Annotated in this window: 11 protein-coding genes and 1 riboswitch; of the genes, 4 read left to right on the top strand and 7 right to left on the bottom strand. The window is 66.3% G+C overall.

Features of this window, described 5'->3' with window-relative positions:
- Positions 1–118: 118 nt before the first annotated feature.
- Entirely contained in the window at positions 119–3,955 is a 3,837-nt protein-coding gene (locus G369_RS0101510; RefSeq protein ID WP_026346138.1) for a DUF748 domain-containing protein, read from the bottom strand.
- A 670-nt stretch (positions 3,956–4,625) separates the two neighbouring features.
- Between G369_RS0101510 and G369_RS0101505 the strand changes: the two genes are divergently transcribed.
- The 3 genes from G369_RS0101505 to nrdR all read left to right on the top strand — a co-directional run bounded on the left by G369_RS0101505 (position 4,626) and on the right by nrdR (position 7,402).
- Positions 4,626–5,465, top strand: coding sequence for a lytic transglycosylase domain-containing protein (locus G369_RS0101505; RefSeq protein ID WP_019652207.1), 840 nt, complete (start codon positions 4,626–4,628; stop codon positions 5,463–5,465).
- 41 nt (positions 5,466–5,506) lie between these two features.
- Positions 5,507–5,630, top strand: a riboswitch (ZMP/ZTP riboswitch).
- A 41-nt stretch (positions 5,631–5,671) separates the two neighbouring features.
- Positions 5,672–6,916, top strand: coding sequence for a serine hydroxymethyltransferase (gene glyA, locus G369_RS0101500; RefSeq protein ID WP_019652206.1), 1,245 nt, complete (start codon positions 5,672–5,674; stop codon positions 6,914–6,916).
- 42 nt (positions 6,917–6,958) lie between these two features.
- Complete coding sequence (gene nrdR, locus G369_RS0101495) at positions 6,959–7,402, top strand: transcriptional regulator NrdR (protein WP_007836918.1); 444 nt, start codon at positions 6,959–6,961, stop codon at positions 7,400–7,402.
- 39 nt (positions 7,403–7,441) lie between these two features.
- Here the strand turns inward: nrdR and G369_RS0101490 are convergent, their stop codons facing one another.
- The 6 genes from G369_RS0101490 to G369_RS0101465 are packed head-to-tail and all read right to left on the bottom strand — an operon-like array spanning position 7,442 to position 13,664.
- Positions 7,442–7,903 carry a type IV pilin protein gene (locus G369_RS0101490; protein ID WP_019652205.1) on the bottom strand — a complete coding sequence of 154 codons (462 nt, stop codon included), beginning with the start codon at positions 7,901–7,903 and terminating at the stop codon, positions 7,442–7,444.
- A gap of 10 nt (positions 7,904–7,913) precedes the next feature.
- Complete coding sequence (locus G369_RS0101485; protein WP_019652204.1) at positions 7,914–11,087, bottom strand: PilC/PilY family type IV pilus protein; 3,174 nt, start codon at positions 11,085–11,087, stop codon at positions 7,914–7,916.
- Positions 11,088–11,105: 18 nt separating this feature from the next.
- Positions 11,106–11,807: a pilus assembly PilX family protein gene (locus tag G369_RS0101480; protein ID WP_019652203.1), complete on the bottom strand. Its 702-nt coding sequence runs from the start codon at positions 11,805–11,807 to the stop codon at positions 11,106–11,108.
- 2 nt (positions 11,808–11,809) lie between these two features.
- The gene (locus G369_RS0101475) at positions 11,810–12,616 is read right to left on the bottom strand and encodes a PilW family protein (RefSeq protein ID WP_019652202.1); all 807 of its coding nucleotides are present in this window, start codon (positions 12,614–12,616) and stop codon (positions 11,810–11,812) included.
- Positions 12,613–13,170, bottom strand: a complete 558-nt coding sequence (pilV, locus tag G369_RS0101470; RefSeq protein WP_019652201.1) for a type IV pilus modification protein PilV — start codon at positions 13,168–13,170, stop codon at positions 12,613–12,615. The genes G369_RS0101475 and pilV overlap by 4 nt, the downstream gene beginning before the upstream one ends.
- On the bottom strand, positions 13,164–13,664 hold the full coding sequence (locus tag G369_RS0101465) for a GspH/FimT family pseudopilin (RefSeq protein ID WP_019652200.1): 501 nt from the start codon (positions 13,662–13,664) through the stop codon (positions 13,164–13,166). Before G369_RS0101465 ends, pilV begins: the two co-directional genes overlap by 7 nt.
- Before the next feature lie 204 nt (positions 13,665–13,868).
- Between G369_RS0101465 and ribD the strand changes: the two genes are divergently transcribed.
- The gene (gene ribD / locus G369_RS0101460; protein WP_019652199.1) at positions 13,869–14,990 is read left to right on the top strand and encodes a bifunctional diaminohydroxyphosphoribosylaminopyrimidine deaminase/5-amino-6-(5-phosphoribosylamino)uracil reductase RibD; all 1,122 of its coding nucleotides are present in this window, start codon (positions 13,869–13,871) and stop codon (positions 14,988–14,990) included.
- The last annotated feature ends 29 nt before the right edge of the window (positions 14,991–15,019 follow it).

The raw sequence follows: 15,019 nt of genomic DNA, 5'->3' as shown, positions 1-15,019 counted from the left end.
GGCTGACGGACTACATATATAGCAAGCCCAGGCGAAAAACCAAGGGGCGGGCAAGTCCGGGCGAGTGCGACGAAGCGCCGACCAACCGCGCGTCGCCCTCCCCGCACCCTCCCCTGGCTCACTTCATGGTGAGGCTCAGCTCGGCGCCGGGCTTCCAGTCGCTGCCGCTAGCACTGGTACGCACCGCGCCCAGGAAGAGCCGTTCGCTCGGCACGTTCTTGGCCAGCAGGTAGTCGCGCACCGCCGCACCGCGCTCCACCGCGAGCTGGCGCATCGACTCCTCGTCGACGGGCACGCTGGCGAAGAGCAGCTTTTCCATGTCCTGCAGCGGGAGGTCCTTGGCCAGGCCGACGATGTTGCGCGGCTTGGTGATGTCGGCACGCTTGTACACGGCAGTCAGCAGCTCGGGATATTCGGCGTCGGTCACGGGCGGCACGTCGGTGCCAGTCTGGCCGCCGCGCACCGCGACGCGGCGCTTCTCGGCATAGGCCAGCTGGCGCACGCGCTGGCGCTGGTAGGCGTCGCGTTCCTTCTCGAGGCTGGAAGTGCCGACCACCGTCATCTGCAGCGTGGGCCGGTCTGTCAGCGCCTTGGCGACCTTGTCGAGGCTTTCCTTGGCGGAAGCGCTGAGTTCGGAGCTGCCCGCCTCGAAAGTGATGGCGCTCGATTCGCCGCTGCCGCCGCCCAGGCCGCCCGTGAGCAGGCTGAACGGCGCGGTCACCGCCTTGACGACCAGGTTGACCACTGCCTTCCAGATCAGCGGGCCGATGCTGAACTGCGGGTCGTTGAGCGATCCGCTGAGCGGCAGGTCGACGTCGATCACGCCGTTGCGGTCAGCCAGCAGCGCAACAGCCAGCTTCACCGGCAGGCTGTTGGTGGAGCCGGCCACCTCGTCGCCGAACTGCAGCTGGTTGAGCACCAGCTTGTTGGTGGCGGTGAGCTGGCCATCGGGCGCGACCTTGTAGTTGACGTCCATGCTCATCTTGCCGCGCTCGATGCCGTGGCCGGCATAGCGCACCGAGTACGGCGACAGCGGCGCCAGGTCGAGGTCGCGCATCTTGGCGGTGATGTCGAGTTCGAGCGGCTTGGCCAGCGGGTTGAGCTTGCCCGTGATCTCCAGCGCGGCGGTCTGCTGCGCCTTGCCGCGCAGCTCGAGGTCGGCCAGCGCAGGCCGGCCGCTCTCGCCCTTTGGCGGGTTGGACGAGAAGGAACTGAGCTTGCCGGTCAGCTCGCTCAGGTCGGCCGAGTAATTGGGCTTGACGAACAGGTCGGTGAAATCGATCTTGCCGTTGACCAGGCTCATCGGGCCGAAGTTGATGACCGGCGCCAGCCCCGCATCGGCGGGGGCCGCCGGGGCGGCGGCGGTCGCGGCCGCCACCGGCTTCGCGGGTTCCGGCCCTGCGCCGACCATTTCCTCGGCCGACATCGGCCTGCCGGCGGAAGCCTTCGGCGAAGATGCCTTGGCGGCCGTCGTCGTGGTGGTCGCCCCATCCGGGCCCTTGCGCGTGCTGGCCTCTCCAGCGGCCGCCGCTGCGGCAGCGGCTTCCGCTTCGCCCTTCTTCGTCAGGCTCAGCAGATTCAGGCGACCGGTCGGGTCGACGATCACGCGGGCGAAGAAGTCGGTCAGCGTGGTCTCGCGCACGTCCACGTTCGGTGGCGTATTGGGCGCCATGCTGACCTGCAGTCCGCGCAGGCTCAGCGTCTTCCAGCTCAGCAACTGGTTGTTGTTGCGGTCGAATCCGGGCGACTGGGTCAGCGAGACGCTGTTGGCGCGGAAGTCGTCGAGCGCGGTGTCGCCGGCCAGCTTCACGCTCATGCCTGCGGGCGAGGTCGCGTAGCGCACCGTGCCGCGATAGCTCGCGAAGGCACGGCGGATGTCGATGTTGAGCGCGTCGGCGTAGTAGGCCTTGAAGGCGTGCGCCGGGAACGACGCGATCTCGACCCTGCCCTCGGCCGCCAGCGGCTTGAGCACGATGTTGCCCTTGTAGTCGAAGCGGCCCGGGTCGGAGCGCCCGGAGCCGATGCGGCCCGACACCTCCAGCGGCGAGGTCGCGCTGGTTTCGGGCGCCAGCTTCTGGGCGTGCAGCTTGAAGGCAGTGACTTCCACCGTCACCGGGGCGGCGCCGGCCTTGTCTGAATAGGAGAGCGCGCCGTTGTCGACCGCCAGCGTGCCGATGGTCAGCGCCCACGGCTTGGTGTTGGCGCCGGGCTGGGGCGCCTCGGCGGCCGCGGGCTTGGGCGCGGCGACCTTCGCCTCGGCTTCCTTCGTGGCACCGCCTCCGGCCGGTGTCTTGAGCCAGCGTTCAAACATCCAGCGCTTCTCGCTGTCGCGCTCGACGCGGATCTTGGGATTGGTCGCGGTGAACGAAGCCACGTTCAGCGTGTGCTTCGTCATGTCGGCCTCGGCATCGACGAGCTCGAAGCGACCGACGCTCGCCAGCGCGGTCTTGCCCTGGGTCAGCGCCAGGCCGTCGGCGGCGACGCGGCGCGCCTTGAACTTCAGGTCGGGCTGGGCCCATGCGATGTCGATCTGGCCGCTGAGCTTGCCGTCGAGCGTGGGTTCAAGGCTCTGCGCCAGGTAGGGCGCCGCCAGCGAGAGCGGCAATGCCTCGACCTCGGTCTGCACGTCGGCCACCTTGTCGGTGGCGCTGCCCTTGAACTTGAGCGAAGCGCCTGCGATGGCGGTGCTGCCACTGAACTCGGCGGGCTTCTCCATCGGCCAGGTGACGCCCGACACGTCGATTCCGAGGCCGGTGAGGTCCACGGCGGCGGCCGGATTGACGGTCTCGTCGCGCCAGCCGATGCGGCCACCACTCAGTGCGACCTTGTCGACCTGCACCTTGAGCGCCGGCTTCTGCGCCGGCTGGCCTGCCGCGGCCGGTGCGCTCGCCGCCGCTGCGGGCGGCGCAGCGACCTTTTCCGCCGCGCCGGTGGCCGGGTCGGTGGCCAGCAGGTTGAGCTTGCCGGCCGCGTCGCGCGCCACCGCCAGCTGCGGATTGGCCAGCGCGACCTCGCTGAGGTGAAACGCCGACTCCAGCGGCCGAACGTCGGCCAGCCCCAGCTTGAGCGAGTCGAAGGCCAGCAGGTCGCGGCCTCGCGCGTCGGCCACCTTGGTGGCGTGGGCCTCCACGGTGCCGGTGATCTTCAGGCCGGTGGTGGCCGCCTGCTCGAAGGCGATCTTCAGATCCGCATCGAGGCTGCCCGCCTGCAGCTTCACCGGCAGCCCGCCGGGGATGTAGCCGAGGTAGGGCATCAGGTCGAGCCCCTTGAACTGCACGTGGGCGTCGGTCTTGCGGCTGTCGGCGAAAGGCGTGGTGAAGGCGGCCGAGTCGAACTTGCTGCCGTTGAGCGCGAACGCGAGCTTGGGTTCGGTGTTGACGTCGCGCTTGGAATCGAGGTTGCTCAGGAAAGGCACCTTCAGCACGAAGTCGCGCAGCTCGTGCTTGCGCTTGACGGTCTGGTCGTCGAAGTCGACCGAGCCGCCATTGATGGCGATGTTGTAGATGGCGAAGCGCGCAGGCTTGGCGTTCGGGTCGGGCGGCGGCCCGGCCGAGAGCTTGGCCAGGATGTCGTCGATGTCGTATTTGCCGTCGGCCAGGTGCGTGAGCAGGATGGCCGGGCCGTCGATGGTGACGGCGTCGATCACCGGTGCGAGGCGGAAGATCGACTGCAGCTCGGCGTCGGCGTAGATGCGGTTGACGGCCACCTGCGGCTTGCTGCCGTCGGCGGTGGCGACGCGCAGGTCGTTCAGCGTGAGTTCGAGGGTCCAGGGCTTGAAGTCGATCTTGCCGACGGTGACCTGCCTGCCGAGTTTCTCGCTTGCGATCTTCTGGAGCTGGCTCTTGGCGATCGGCGGCACCGCCAGCCATGCGATGACCCAGAAGGCCAGGAGCGCAAGCAAAGCGACGATCCCACGCCGCACCCATTTGTTCTGTTTGATCGAAGCTACGTCCATCGCTGGAGTGTGCCGCAAACATGCGCCGGCGCTGCGTACGCAGAAAGGACGCACGCGCATCTGCGGGAGAAATACCGCAGACAGTCCATCGCGGAGTTTCCAGAATGAAGAAAGCCCGGTGAGTCGACGAGCGTCTTCTCACCGGGCTTGATGGCGGGCCCAAAACCCATGCCATCGATTCGCGCGACGGGAAGTCGATGGTTCCCACCGTGCTGGCAGCAAGAGATTGCCACCGTGGCTCCTCGACCGCCGAACCCTCGGACTTGCACCTCGGGTTTCCCGGGCCTCGGAAGAACGCCTGAAAATCCAGGCCCGTTCAGATTAGGCGTGGCTCCCTCCGATTGCAAACGTGTTTTACAAAGGGATTTCCCCTAAGCCGAAACGCCTCTGTGGCGGCCAACTTTTTAAACAATTATTAGCATAAGAAAACAAATGCTTATGCTTGACCGGGTATTTAGCCACGCTAGAATCCGCGCTGCCCTGACTGCCCGACGCAGAGGGGCCACCTGAAACCGCTGCCGGGTTCCCCGGCTTGATCAGGTCACCGCGCACCCAACCAACCCCTTCACTCCATGCGCGGAGCCTGATTCGTACCAATCCAAGCGCCGCTGCCTTCATCCCTCGCCTTCCATGGCGTTGCGAACCAGGTGCCGCACAGAAAGGAAGAGCGATGAATAAGGCGTTTGATGTCACGGCCCGCGGGCTACGGACTTTCTTGTCCGACGTGGCAGACGGCTTTTTTGAAATCACGCACAACGGGTTCGCGCTGGTCGGCCTGGCCATCGTGTTCGCGGCCCTCGCCCTGGTGGCGCGGCCCGACCTGCGCAAGACCGGCGAAGAGGAACTGATGGGCTGGCTGCAGTCGCGCAAGCCCGCGCCCGAAGCCACGGACCTCGAGCCCACGGCCATCGAGCGCACCACTGCTGCGAGCCCCGCCGACCTGCCCAAGCAGCAGGCGGCCGTGGCCTACTGGCTGAGCAAGAAGTACCGCGTGGCCGCCGAGCCGCTGAGCGTGCTGGTGGCTGAGGCCTATGGCATCGGCAAGCGCACCAAGATCGATCCGACCCTGATCCTCGCGATCATGGCCGTCGAATCCAGCTTCAACCCCTTCGCCCAGAGCCAGGTCGGTGCCCAGGGACTGATGCAGGTCATGACGCGCGTTCACGGCGACAAGTACGAAAGCGCGGGCGGCACGCTCACCGCCTTCGACCCGGTCACCAACATGCGCGTCGGCGTCAAGGTGCTGCAGGAATGCATCGCCCGCGCCGGCTCGCTCGAAGGCGGACTGCGCTACTACGTGGGAGCGGCCAACCTCGAGGACGATGGCGGCTACGCGGCCAAGGTGATGGCGGAGCACGAGCGCCTGCTGCAGGTCGCCAACGGCCGCGCGCCGTCCACAGTCACGCCGCCGACCGTGCGGCCGCAGCCGATCCCGGTGGTCGCGCCTCCCGCGAAGCGCGAGGAAGGCGGCGAACCCGCCAAGGTGGCCCTGCTGTCTTCCGTTTCCTGAAGGAGTTTCGGCAGCGCGGGTGCGGCCTGCTGAGCTACACTCGAGCGGTACGCGACTGGCGATAGGCGCAGCACCCGTCAAGGTGCCACGCGCTGACGTGGAATACCACTGGGAAGCGTACCGCCTGGTCACACAGGCGTTCAGCCGTTCGCCTGGGCAGCCCTTGTTTGGTTGAAGAACAAGGACCTCGTCTTCAAAGGACTGCCATGTACCAACGCAATATCCTGGTCGAACAGACCGACCCCGAAATCTGGGCCGCGATTCAAGCCGAGAACGCACGCCAGGAACACCACATCGAGCTGATCGCCAGCGAGAACTACGCCTCCCCGGCCGTCATGGCTGCCCAGGGCTCGCAGCTCACCAACAAGTACGCCGAAGGCTATCCGGGCAAGCGCTACTACGGCGGCTGCGAACACGTCGACGTGGCCGAACAGCTGGCCATCGACCGCATCAAGCAGATCTTCGGCGCCGACGCGGCCAACGTGCAGCCGCACTGCGGCGCCTCGGCCAACGAAGCCGTGATGCTGGCTTTCCTGAAGCCCGGCGACACCATCATGGGCATGAGCCTGGCCGAAGGCGGCCACCTGACCCACGGCATGCCGCTGAACATGAGCGGCAAGTGGTTCAACGTGGTGAGCTACGGCCTGAACGAGAAGGAAGAAATCGACTACGACGCGATGGAGCGCAAGGCGCATGAGCACATGCCCAAGCTGATCATCGCGGGGGCCTCGGCCTACTCGCTGCGCATCGACTTCGAGCGCTTCGCCAAGGTGGCCAAGGACGTCGGCGCGATCTTCATGGTCGACATCGCCCACTACGCCGGCCTCGTGGCTGCGGGCGTCTACCCCAACCCGGTGCCGCACGCAGACGTGGTCACCTCCACCACCCACAAGAGCCTGCGCGGCCCGCGCGGCGGCATCATCCTGATGAAGTCGCAGCACGAGAAGGCGATCAACAGCGCGATCTTCCCGGGCCTGCAAGGCGGCCCGCTGATGCACGTGATCGCCGCCAAGGCCGTGGCGTTCAAGGAAGCCATGTCGCCCGAGTTCAAGGCCTACCAGCAACAGGTGGTCAAGAACGCCCAGATCGTGGCCGAGACCCTCACCCAGCGCGGCCTGCGCATCGTGAGCGGACGCACCGAAAGCCACGTGATGCTGGTCGACCTGCGCTCCAAGGGCATCACCGGCAAGGAAGCCGAAGCAGTGCTGGGCAGCGCCCACATGACGATCAACAAGAACGCGATCCCCAACGACCCGGAAAAGCCCATGGTCACCAGCGGCGTGCGCATCGGCACCCCCGCCTTGACCACCCGCGGCTTCAAGGACGAAGAGGCCCGCATCACGGCGAACCTGGTTGCCGACGTGCTCGAGAACCCGCGCGACGCGGCGAACATCGAAGCGGTGCGCGCCAAGGTTCATGCCCTGACGAGCCGCTTCCCAGTCTACCGCTGACCTGTTGTCGGCTCGTAGAGAGAAGCAGGAAGACCTGGCCGCATGAAATGCCCCTTTTGCGGCCATCTTGAAACGCAGGTCGTGGAGACCCGCGTTTCAGAAGACGCCGACTTCGTCCGCAGGCGCCGCCAGTGCAGCGCCTGCGACAAGCGCTTCACCACCTACGAACGGCCCGACGTCAACTTTCCCGTGGTCGTGAAGAAGGACGGCAGCCGCGCCGACTTCGATTCGACCAAGGTGCGCGCCTCCATGATGCTGGCGCTGCGCAAGCGCCCCGTGAGCATCGAGCAGATCGACAACGCGCTGCTGCGCATCGAGCAGAAGCTGCTGGCCAGCGGCCTGCGCGAGATCGATTCGACCAAGGTCGGCGAGCTCGTCATGCGCGAACTCAAGAAGCTCGACAAGGTCGCCTACGTGCGCTTCGCCTCGGTGTACCGCAGCTTCGAGGACGTGGACGAGTTCAGGCAGTTGCTGCGCGACATCTGAGCCGCACCGCGCGCCCCTACCTCCTCTCCCCGCCCGAATTCAGCGGGTCCAGCAGAGCTGAACCAATGAATCCGCGCTGCTTGTCCGCCCTGCGGCCAGCTTGACGCCTCGATGGTTCACCGTCAGCGTTCCGCACTCGTCTGCGGCTGACGCGCCTTGAGGTACGGCCTGCAGGGTATAGCTGGTTTCGCTGCGAGATACATAGCCTATGTTGTAGCTGGCCGACCCGGACGAAGGTGACTGCTTCAGCCCGGAGGGCAATCCGACGCTGCCGAGCGGATATTTGCCGTTGGCTGTCAGGTAGCGCTCGTTCCATTGCGCCGCCTGCAGCAGTTGCTGCTTTGCGTCCGCGCGCTTGGCCCGCAGCACATAGCGGGTGTAGCTCGGGTAGGCAATGGCAGCGAGGATTCCGATAACCACCGTCACGATCATGAGTTCGATCAGCGTGAAGCCGCACGAACGAGCCCGCGGGCGGGCTTGTGCTCTGGGATTCTTGTCCATGGTTTCCGTTTCAGTCGCTCGAAATCAGACTGCGCCAGCCGAATCGGCGCACGATGTCCGGCCGGATGGGTGACTTGCAGTCGCCAGCGGCATTGCAGATCACGTCCTGGCCCTTCTGCCGGTTCTGCGGCTGCAGGACCAGGTCGTCCCTGCCGGAGCGGTTCCTGAAGCCCGCGTAGGCGCCCACCGCACCGGATGTGGTGTACGAAATGCCTGCCGGTGCGGAGCCGCTGAAGAAGTCGATCAGCAGCGACCACCCGTCGTCGCCCGTGCCGGCGGCGCAGTCGACCGAATTGCTGCTCGAACCAGGGATGGTTGTCGAGAACAGACCCACGCCGCTGCCCAGGACGTCACCTGGATATACGATGCGCTCGCCGGCCACCGGCAGCTTCAGATGCCAGCCACGCCGGGCCCGCGAACCGCCGAAGCTCACGCCATTGCGGGAGACGGTGCGCAGTTCGGCGTCGCCCTCAGTGACGAAAGCGTCGCCGATGGTCTGCGCCACGAGATCGGTGAAGGCCGCAGTGCCCGAGCTTCCGTTGGCCAGGTCCCGGATGCCATACAGGTACTGGTCCGCAGTCGAGCCTTCATCACCCGAGGCGAAAAGTCGTCCGGTGCCGAACACCACCATGTAGCCCCCGTGGGGATGCCCGACCACAACAGGCGCCGCCGTGATCGGCTGGCTGGCTCCTGCTGCAAACAACGGCTTGTCGTCGAGGCCGGAGGCGGATTCCGATCCGGCCGCGCGGCGCCTGTCGAAGGGCCCCATGGTGGCCTTCCACCGGCGGCTGTCGGTGCTGCTGAGATCGAACTTCCAGAGATTGCCGAGCAGGTCGCCGGCGTAGACAAGGTCGACCTTGCCGTCGCCGTCATGGTCCACCGGACGTGGCGCGGACAGGCCGTTGCCCGTGTCTTTCGCCTGCGTGGTCGGCGCGGGAATCTTGAGGATCTCCTTGTCCCCATCGAGATACTGGATCCACAGCACCGCCTTCTCGCTCCTGCTGTTGTAGCCGTTGCCCAGGATCAGGGCCTTTCGGTCGTTGCTCAACTGTGCGACCTGCAGCGCCCGCCCCGAGAAGGCGTCGATCGCAGGCTGCTGGAACTGATGGCCCAGGTCATCGTCCGCAAGCCCGGTCGTGTCGATCAGCGCCACGGCGGCGGCATTGCCTTCGTCGATGCTCTCGGGCCTCGTGACGTCGAGTACGAAGTACCCCTTGCCACCCGCGCCCAGGGTGCCCACGAGCAGCGACTTCCAGTGGGCCGCCTTCTGCGCGTCGGTCGTCCTGGCCGAGGATGCCGCCCCCATGTAGATGTCGGCGACGAAGGCACTCCCGTCGACGTAGTACCGGTGGGTGTAGCCGCCTTCGCTGAGCCGCTTGAGATTCGGCGCCGCCGCCGTGCCGTAGAGGCCCTCGGGCACGTAGGCGAACGCCTCCTTGCCAGTGCTTGCGTTGAAGGCGTGCAGCATGCCGTCGTTGGCGCCGACATAGACCATCGGCGCGCGAGGGACTGCTGCGAACGTGGCATAGGCGTTACCTGTGAAGCCGCTTTTCGGTTGTCCCGAATACCAGACGCTGGAGCCCACGATATCGCCGAGCACGTGGCCGCGTTTGCGGAACTGGCGACCGGCGCCCTCGTTGCTGCGGTCCCCGCGCAGGAAGTCGAGCACGGCCCGACCCAGGGCGGCGCTTTCGGGACCGGTGTCGGCGCTGGCCTTGAGCGCGGCTCTCTGCACGTCGCTCAAGGCGGCCCACCTGAACGGCACGCCCGCGCCGGTCGTCGCCGCACGCCCACCCGACGCAGGCGTGGTGCCTGAGAAGCTGAGCACATTGCGATCCCGGTCGTGTGCGCCAGCGCTTGCCATGCGGGTATCGAGCAGATCACGCGCCGACCAGTCGGCTTTGGCAGAGAGCTTGCCGTCGGCGCCGAACTTCGTGGCGCTGAGGCTGCCGGACCAGTCGGCCGTGTCGTAGCCGGCCCGATAGACGGAAGTGTTGGTCGAGACCCGGGAAGCGTTTGCCGAGATCGACGTCAGCGGTGTGCTGGTGTTGACAAGAACCTGTCCGAGGATCGATTTGAAGGCACCGCTCAAGGCTTGGGCATGGGAAACCGGCGTGAACGTGCCGCGGCTGTTGAGGGCGGCATGCCAGAGGTCCATGCGGTCGTTACCCTCGAACGGGTTCAGCCACCGGATCGAGCCGTCGACCAGGCGGGCATAGTCTCCGCTGTAGCTGGGCTGCGATGCAGTTGCAGAGATTTTCGGCGACGACCACCACGTGCCCGCGGCACCGAAGCCGATGAAGTGAGTCGTCAGGTGCTGCCAGGTGGCCGGGTCGTTCTTGGGATTCCAGTACTCCGGGAGCTTGGCGCTTCCGACTGTCGCGTCGCCGGGCTCGGCAATGATCTTCCTCAGGTTGTTGGGCACCCCCGGCTGCAAGTCGGTGGCCCAGTAGTGAAAGCTCAAGTCGGCGAGCGTCGGACGCTTCGTCCTGCCGAAGTTGTCGGCATAGGGTGCACGCGGCTCGTAGCGTGTGGAATCGGGCAGGACGCGGCGAGAGCCATCTTCATTGGCAACCGCGGGCATGAAGCTCTCCAAACCCGTGGGATGCCAATAGTCGCCATCCGTCATGAAGATATGGAACGACCTGCGGCAACTCGACTGCGCGGCTCCAGCCACGCCCGGCTCATCCGAGAAGGGGCTGTGCTGGCCGGTGGTCTGCATGTACTCGCCGGCGCGGGCCATCATCTCGTGAAGAGGCGTGCCGCCCGTCGCCTGGACGGCGTCGACCCAGGCCATGAAATTGGCTCGGTGCGTCCGGTCCAGCGAACGCATCAGGTTCGCGTTGACGCGTCCGCCGATCAGGCAAGGACGCTCGGCGTTTCGGAATGCAGCGCAGTTGCGATCGCTGTGGTCGTCGTTCAGCGACTGCCAGGCCAGACGGATGCGGTGATCGGGCATGTTGGCCTCGGAAAAGTTCTCCTTGAGCGCAGCGCGCAGGGTGGCCATGCCGCTGCCGTCCATGCTTCCGGAGTTGTCGACCGAAACGATCACGTTCGGCGCGGGCTCTGCGACCGCGGCATTTCGCGGCACCTGCGCCAGCGGATACTGCGCAGCGTGGACGATGGTCTGTGCAAGTACGAGGCCCGACACGACTGCGCGTGCTGGCAACTTCCTGATCCTCATCTCTTTCTCTCCCAATGCTCAGTTGATCCGGGAGACCGGGTCCGGATCGAACGACACCTGCAGTTCGACCTTCGTCCCCTCCCCTTTGCCGATGACGCTGCGCGCCCCGGTGGCAGTGGCCGTGATGCGATACAGCGGGTATTTGCTGTTCCTTCGGTCGATCACCTCGATCCAGTACCTGGCGCCATCCAGCGCCGGACTGCCGGCTTTGAGCGCTCCGGTGAACTGGCCGTACCTGACGTACTTGGACTTGTATGCATCGCGGTGCCAGAAACGGTAGGCCTCGCTGCCGTGGGCGGCAGCAACCGAACCCGCTTCCGAGAAATAGCAGATGCCCCGCTCGCAGCTGTTGGGGCCGTCGTTCATGTAGGCGGTGACCCAGCCCGTATCCCGGTCGGGAAAGACGCGTCCGTCCTCCGACTTGCGGCAGCGCGCCGTGGCGAGTGCCGTACACGCCACATAGGTCTTGCTCGCGGAATCGAAGGCGAGTTGCCGGATGTCGCGCTCCGCATCCAGCAGCGCTGCCTCGGCGGCCTCGAAGGCGCGCTGGTAGTCGCGCTGGTTGCCTGCCATCGATTCGAGAAGCACCGCGGTGCGCGCCCCGCCTATCAGCAGTAGCGCCGAGAGCAGCAGCATGATCATCACGATGAAGAGCGTGAAGCCATGCTGCGCCGGCAGTTCGCCGGCCTGCCCGCGCGCGGGCCCCGTCGCCTCCGTCATGCTCACAGCGCTCCCAGGTCGTTGCGCAGCGAGAACACTGCCGTGTAAACGCGCCGCAGCCTGCCGTCGCTGCTCCTCTTCGAAACCCCGTCGCAGTCGACATGGCTGCCCGCAGGATTGCTCCTGGAGGCGCCCGCGAGCTGAAGGCAGATACGAACCGTTCGGACGTTGCGGAAGCCATCGTCGACGCCGTCGGCCGTCACGTAGCGCACCACCTGCCGGCTTCCGGACGTGGCGCTGACCCCATACATGACGTCGAAACGCTCCACACCGTCGATGACCGGCTGCGGAGTCGCATTGCCGCTGCCCTGGCACCTGAGCGTGCCGTTCGACACGGAGAACTCGCTGGTGATGAGCCGCGCGTTGCCCTGCGCTTCGGGCTCGGTCCGGTCGTATTCGCCGCCCGAAGAACGCCCCGGCTCCTGACCCAGGCAGTCCTTGAAATAGTCGGGGTTCGGCGCGTAGCCCAACTTCAGCTTGTCGTTGGAGCCGTCCGCGGACTCCACGCCCTTGACCGCGAAGAAGGCCTGCTCGTCGGTCAGGTTAGTGCCCCGGTCGGCGCTGGTGTTGAAGTAGTAGAGCGGCTCGGTGGGATCGATGGGGATGTAGCCCGCCTGCCGTATCTGCTGGCCGAGCATCCTGAAAGCCAGCGCCGACGATTGGTTGAGCGTGTTGACGTCGTCGCCCGTCATGGCGGTACTGCGCGTGCCGAGCATGGCCGCGATGGCGGCCAGCACGATCAGCATTCCGACGACCAGTGCGACGAGGAACTCGACCAGCGTGAAGCCGGATGGCGCTCGGCTCTTCATGGCTGCGGCACCGCGACGGAGACTTCGAGGCAGGCCTTGCCTGTGGGGCACTGCCAGTCCGGATCGGGCGCGATGGGGTCGAGCACCGCCGGCTCGTCCCAGGCAAGGTGCATGAGCAGCACGCCGCCCGCCGTGGCGCTGGCCCTCACGTCGGCCGCCCCGCCGGGCAAGGCGGCAGCTATCGCGCGCTTCCAGTTCCATAGATCGTGCGCCGCAAGTTCGGCGGCGTTGCAGGCGGCCTTGAGCCCCTCGCAAGAAGGCCTGGGCCCGTTGGTTGACCCAGCCGACCAGTCTGTCACGTACCGGCTGGGCGTCGTCGCCGCTGCTGCGGGATTGGCACGGATGCGATCGGCCAGGTCGCCGGCCAGCTGGATTGCGAGGTTCTGGTTGCTTGCACCGACACTGTCGACCAGCACGCGAACCTGGAAGCCGGCCAGCGCCAGCAGGCCCAGCGAGAGCACGAGCAGCGCGACCAGCGCTTCGATCATCGAGAAGCCCGGCTGCACCCGCTGCACCCGCTGCGCCCGGCTGACGCGGGGACGGCGCATCAGCATGAGTCGCTCCCCCTCACCAACCGAACGCGGCCCCCAAGGGCAAGGCACACCACGACGATCTTGGACGAACCGGAGCTGTCGGCCGGACGAAGGCGAAAGCGGCCCCCACCCGTCGAGTGTCCCATCGGGTCGAACGACATGGCGCCCGCGGTGCTCTTCTCGATGGCGACACGTCCGTCGGGATCCTGGCGCTTGAGGATTTCGACGGCCTCGCCGCTTCCGACCAGCGTCTCCCAGCCGCAGCTCCAGTCCCGGCCCAGACACTCCGATCGCTGCTGCATGGTCACCTTCACCCCTCGGCGGGCCGCCTCGGCGCGCGCATCGCTGACACTCGCCATCAGCGCCCTGGCCATACCCTCGACCCGACGCCTTTCGATGTGGCCGTTGAAACTCGGCAGAGCCAATCCCAGCATCACGGCCATCAGTACGATCACGACCATCATCTCGATGAGCGTGAAGCCCCGTTCGGACGCGCAGAATCCGTTGTTGTCCATGTCGTGCCACCCGCTGCGTGCATCTGCGTGCCGGCGGGCGCTCCTCCCTGATTTCAATTGGTGCGAATTCTATTTTTCCGATTTCCCAGTGACCGGCCAATAACGTCAATTGCGCGACGGGCGGTCAAAACAGATGGATTGGCGGCAAATTGTTTTCGATCAATTTCGAATTGACATTTGCAACGAATTTGATTTAACAAAAGAATGACAAAAGAAAATCCGAATTTCATGATCCAGGCGCTGAATCTGGCGCGCCAGGCCGGCCCGGAGACCGATCCGAACCCCCGCGTCGGCTGCGTGCTGGTGGCGCCAGACGGCACGGTGATCGGCGAGGGCCACACCCAACAAGTCGGCGGTCCGCATGCCGAAGTCATGGCGCTGCGCGATGCGGCAGCGCGGGGCAATTCGGTGGCAGGGGCAACTGCCTGGGTCACGCTGGAGCCCTGCTCCCATCACGGCCGCACCGGTCCGTGTTGCGACGCCCTGGTCGCGGCAGGTATCGGCCGGGTCGTGGCGGCGATGGCCGATCCCAATCCGCTGGTCTCGGGCCAGGGTTTCGACCGGCTGCGCGCAGCAGGCGTTCAGGTCGAGGTGGGGACTGGCGCGGATGAGGCGCGGGAGCTCAACCTCGGATTCTTCAGCCGCATGGTCCGTAAGACGCCTTGGGTGCGGCTCAAGGCGGCGGCCTCGCTCGATGGCAAGACCGGCCTGCGCAACGGCGTGAGCCAGTGGATCACTTCCGAGCAGGCGCGCACCGATGGCCATGCCTGGCGGGCTCGCGCCAGCGCGGTTCTGACCGGCGTGGGCACGGTGCTGGAAGACGACCCGCGCCTGGACGTACGGCTGGTGCAGACCACCCGGCAGCCGCACGTGGTGGTGATCGACAGCCAGCTGCAGACCCCCCCGGATGCGAAGCTCTTCATGCCCGGCCGTGCGGTCTGGATCTACGCCGCGACGCAGGACGCGCAAAAGTCCGCCGCCTTGGAGGCGCGCGGCGCTACGGTCACCTGCCTGCCGAATGCGCAGGGCAAGGTCGACCTGGCGGCGATGCTGAAGGACCTTGCCCGCCGGGAAGTCAACGAATTGCACGTGGAGGCCGGGCACAAGCTCAATGGCTCGCTGCTGCGCGAAGGTCTTGTCGACGAATTGCTGATTTACCTGGCGCCGAAGCTGATCGGCGACGGGCTGGATATCGCGTCCGGAATCCACGCCGGTGGGCCGTTGACGGAATTGACGGGCGCCCTGCCCCTCGAATTCCGCGGCCTGGAGCAGGTCGGTCCCGACCTTCGCATCGTCGCCCGGGTCGCCGGAAGGGACGCCTTCTAGCCCGCCCACCGCGTGGCCCCTTCGTTCTC

Source organism: Variovorax atrisoli 110B, assembly GCF_000382045.1.
GTDB lineage: Bacteria > Pseudomonadota > Gammaproteobacteria > Burkholderiales > Burkholderiaceae_C > Variovorax > Variovorax atrisoli.
This window is presented reverse-complemented; position numbering and strand designations above follow the sequence as displayed.

Bases quoted from the DNA above. Each gene is read 5' to 3' on its own strand.
- G369_RS0101485 (WP_019652204.1), bottom strand. From the start codon at position 11,087: ATGAGGATCAGGAAGTTGCCAGCACGCGCAGTCGTGTCGGGCCTCGTA.
- G369_RS0101475 (WP_019652202.1), bottom strand. From the start codon at position 12,616: ATGAAGAGCCGAGCGCCATCCGGCTTCACGCTGGTCGAGTTCCTCGTC.
- G369_RS0101510 (WP_026346138.1), bottom strand. From the start codon at position 3,955: ATGGACGTAGCTTCGATCAAACAGAACAAATGGGTGCGGCGTGGGATC.
- pilV (WP_019652201.1), bottom strand. From the start codon at position 13,170: ATGCTGATGCGCCGTCCCCGCGTCAGCCGGGCGCAGCGGGTGCAGCGG.
- ribD (WP_019652199.1), top strand. From the start codon at position 13,869: ATGACAAAAGAAAATCCGAATTTCATGATCCAGGCGCTGAATCTGGCG.
- G369_RS0101490 (WP_019652205.1), bottom strand. From the start codon at position 7,903: ATGGACAAGAATCCCAGAGCACAAGCCCGCCCGCGGGCTCGTTCGTGC.
- G369_RS0101505 (WP_019652207.1), top strand. From the start codon at position 4,626: ATGAATAAGGCGTTTGATGTCACGGCCCGCGGGCTACGGACTTTCTTG.
- G369_RS0101480 (WP_019652203.1), bottom strand. From the start codon at position 11,807: ATGACGGAGGCGACGGGGCCCGCGCGCGGGCAGGCCGGCGAACTGCCG.
- G369_RS0101465 (WP_019652200.1), bottom strand. From the start codon at position 13,664: ATGGACAACAACGGATTCTGCGCGTCCGAACGGGGCTTCACGCTCATC.
- glyA (WP_019652206.1), top strand. From the start codon at position 5,672: ATGTACCAACGCAATATCCTGGTCGAACAGACCGACCCCGAAATCTGG.
- nrdR (WP_007836918.1), top strand. From the start codon at position 6,959: ATGAAATGCCCCTTTTGCGGCCATCTTGAAACGCAGGTCGTGGAGACC.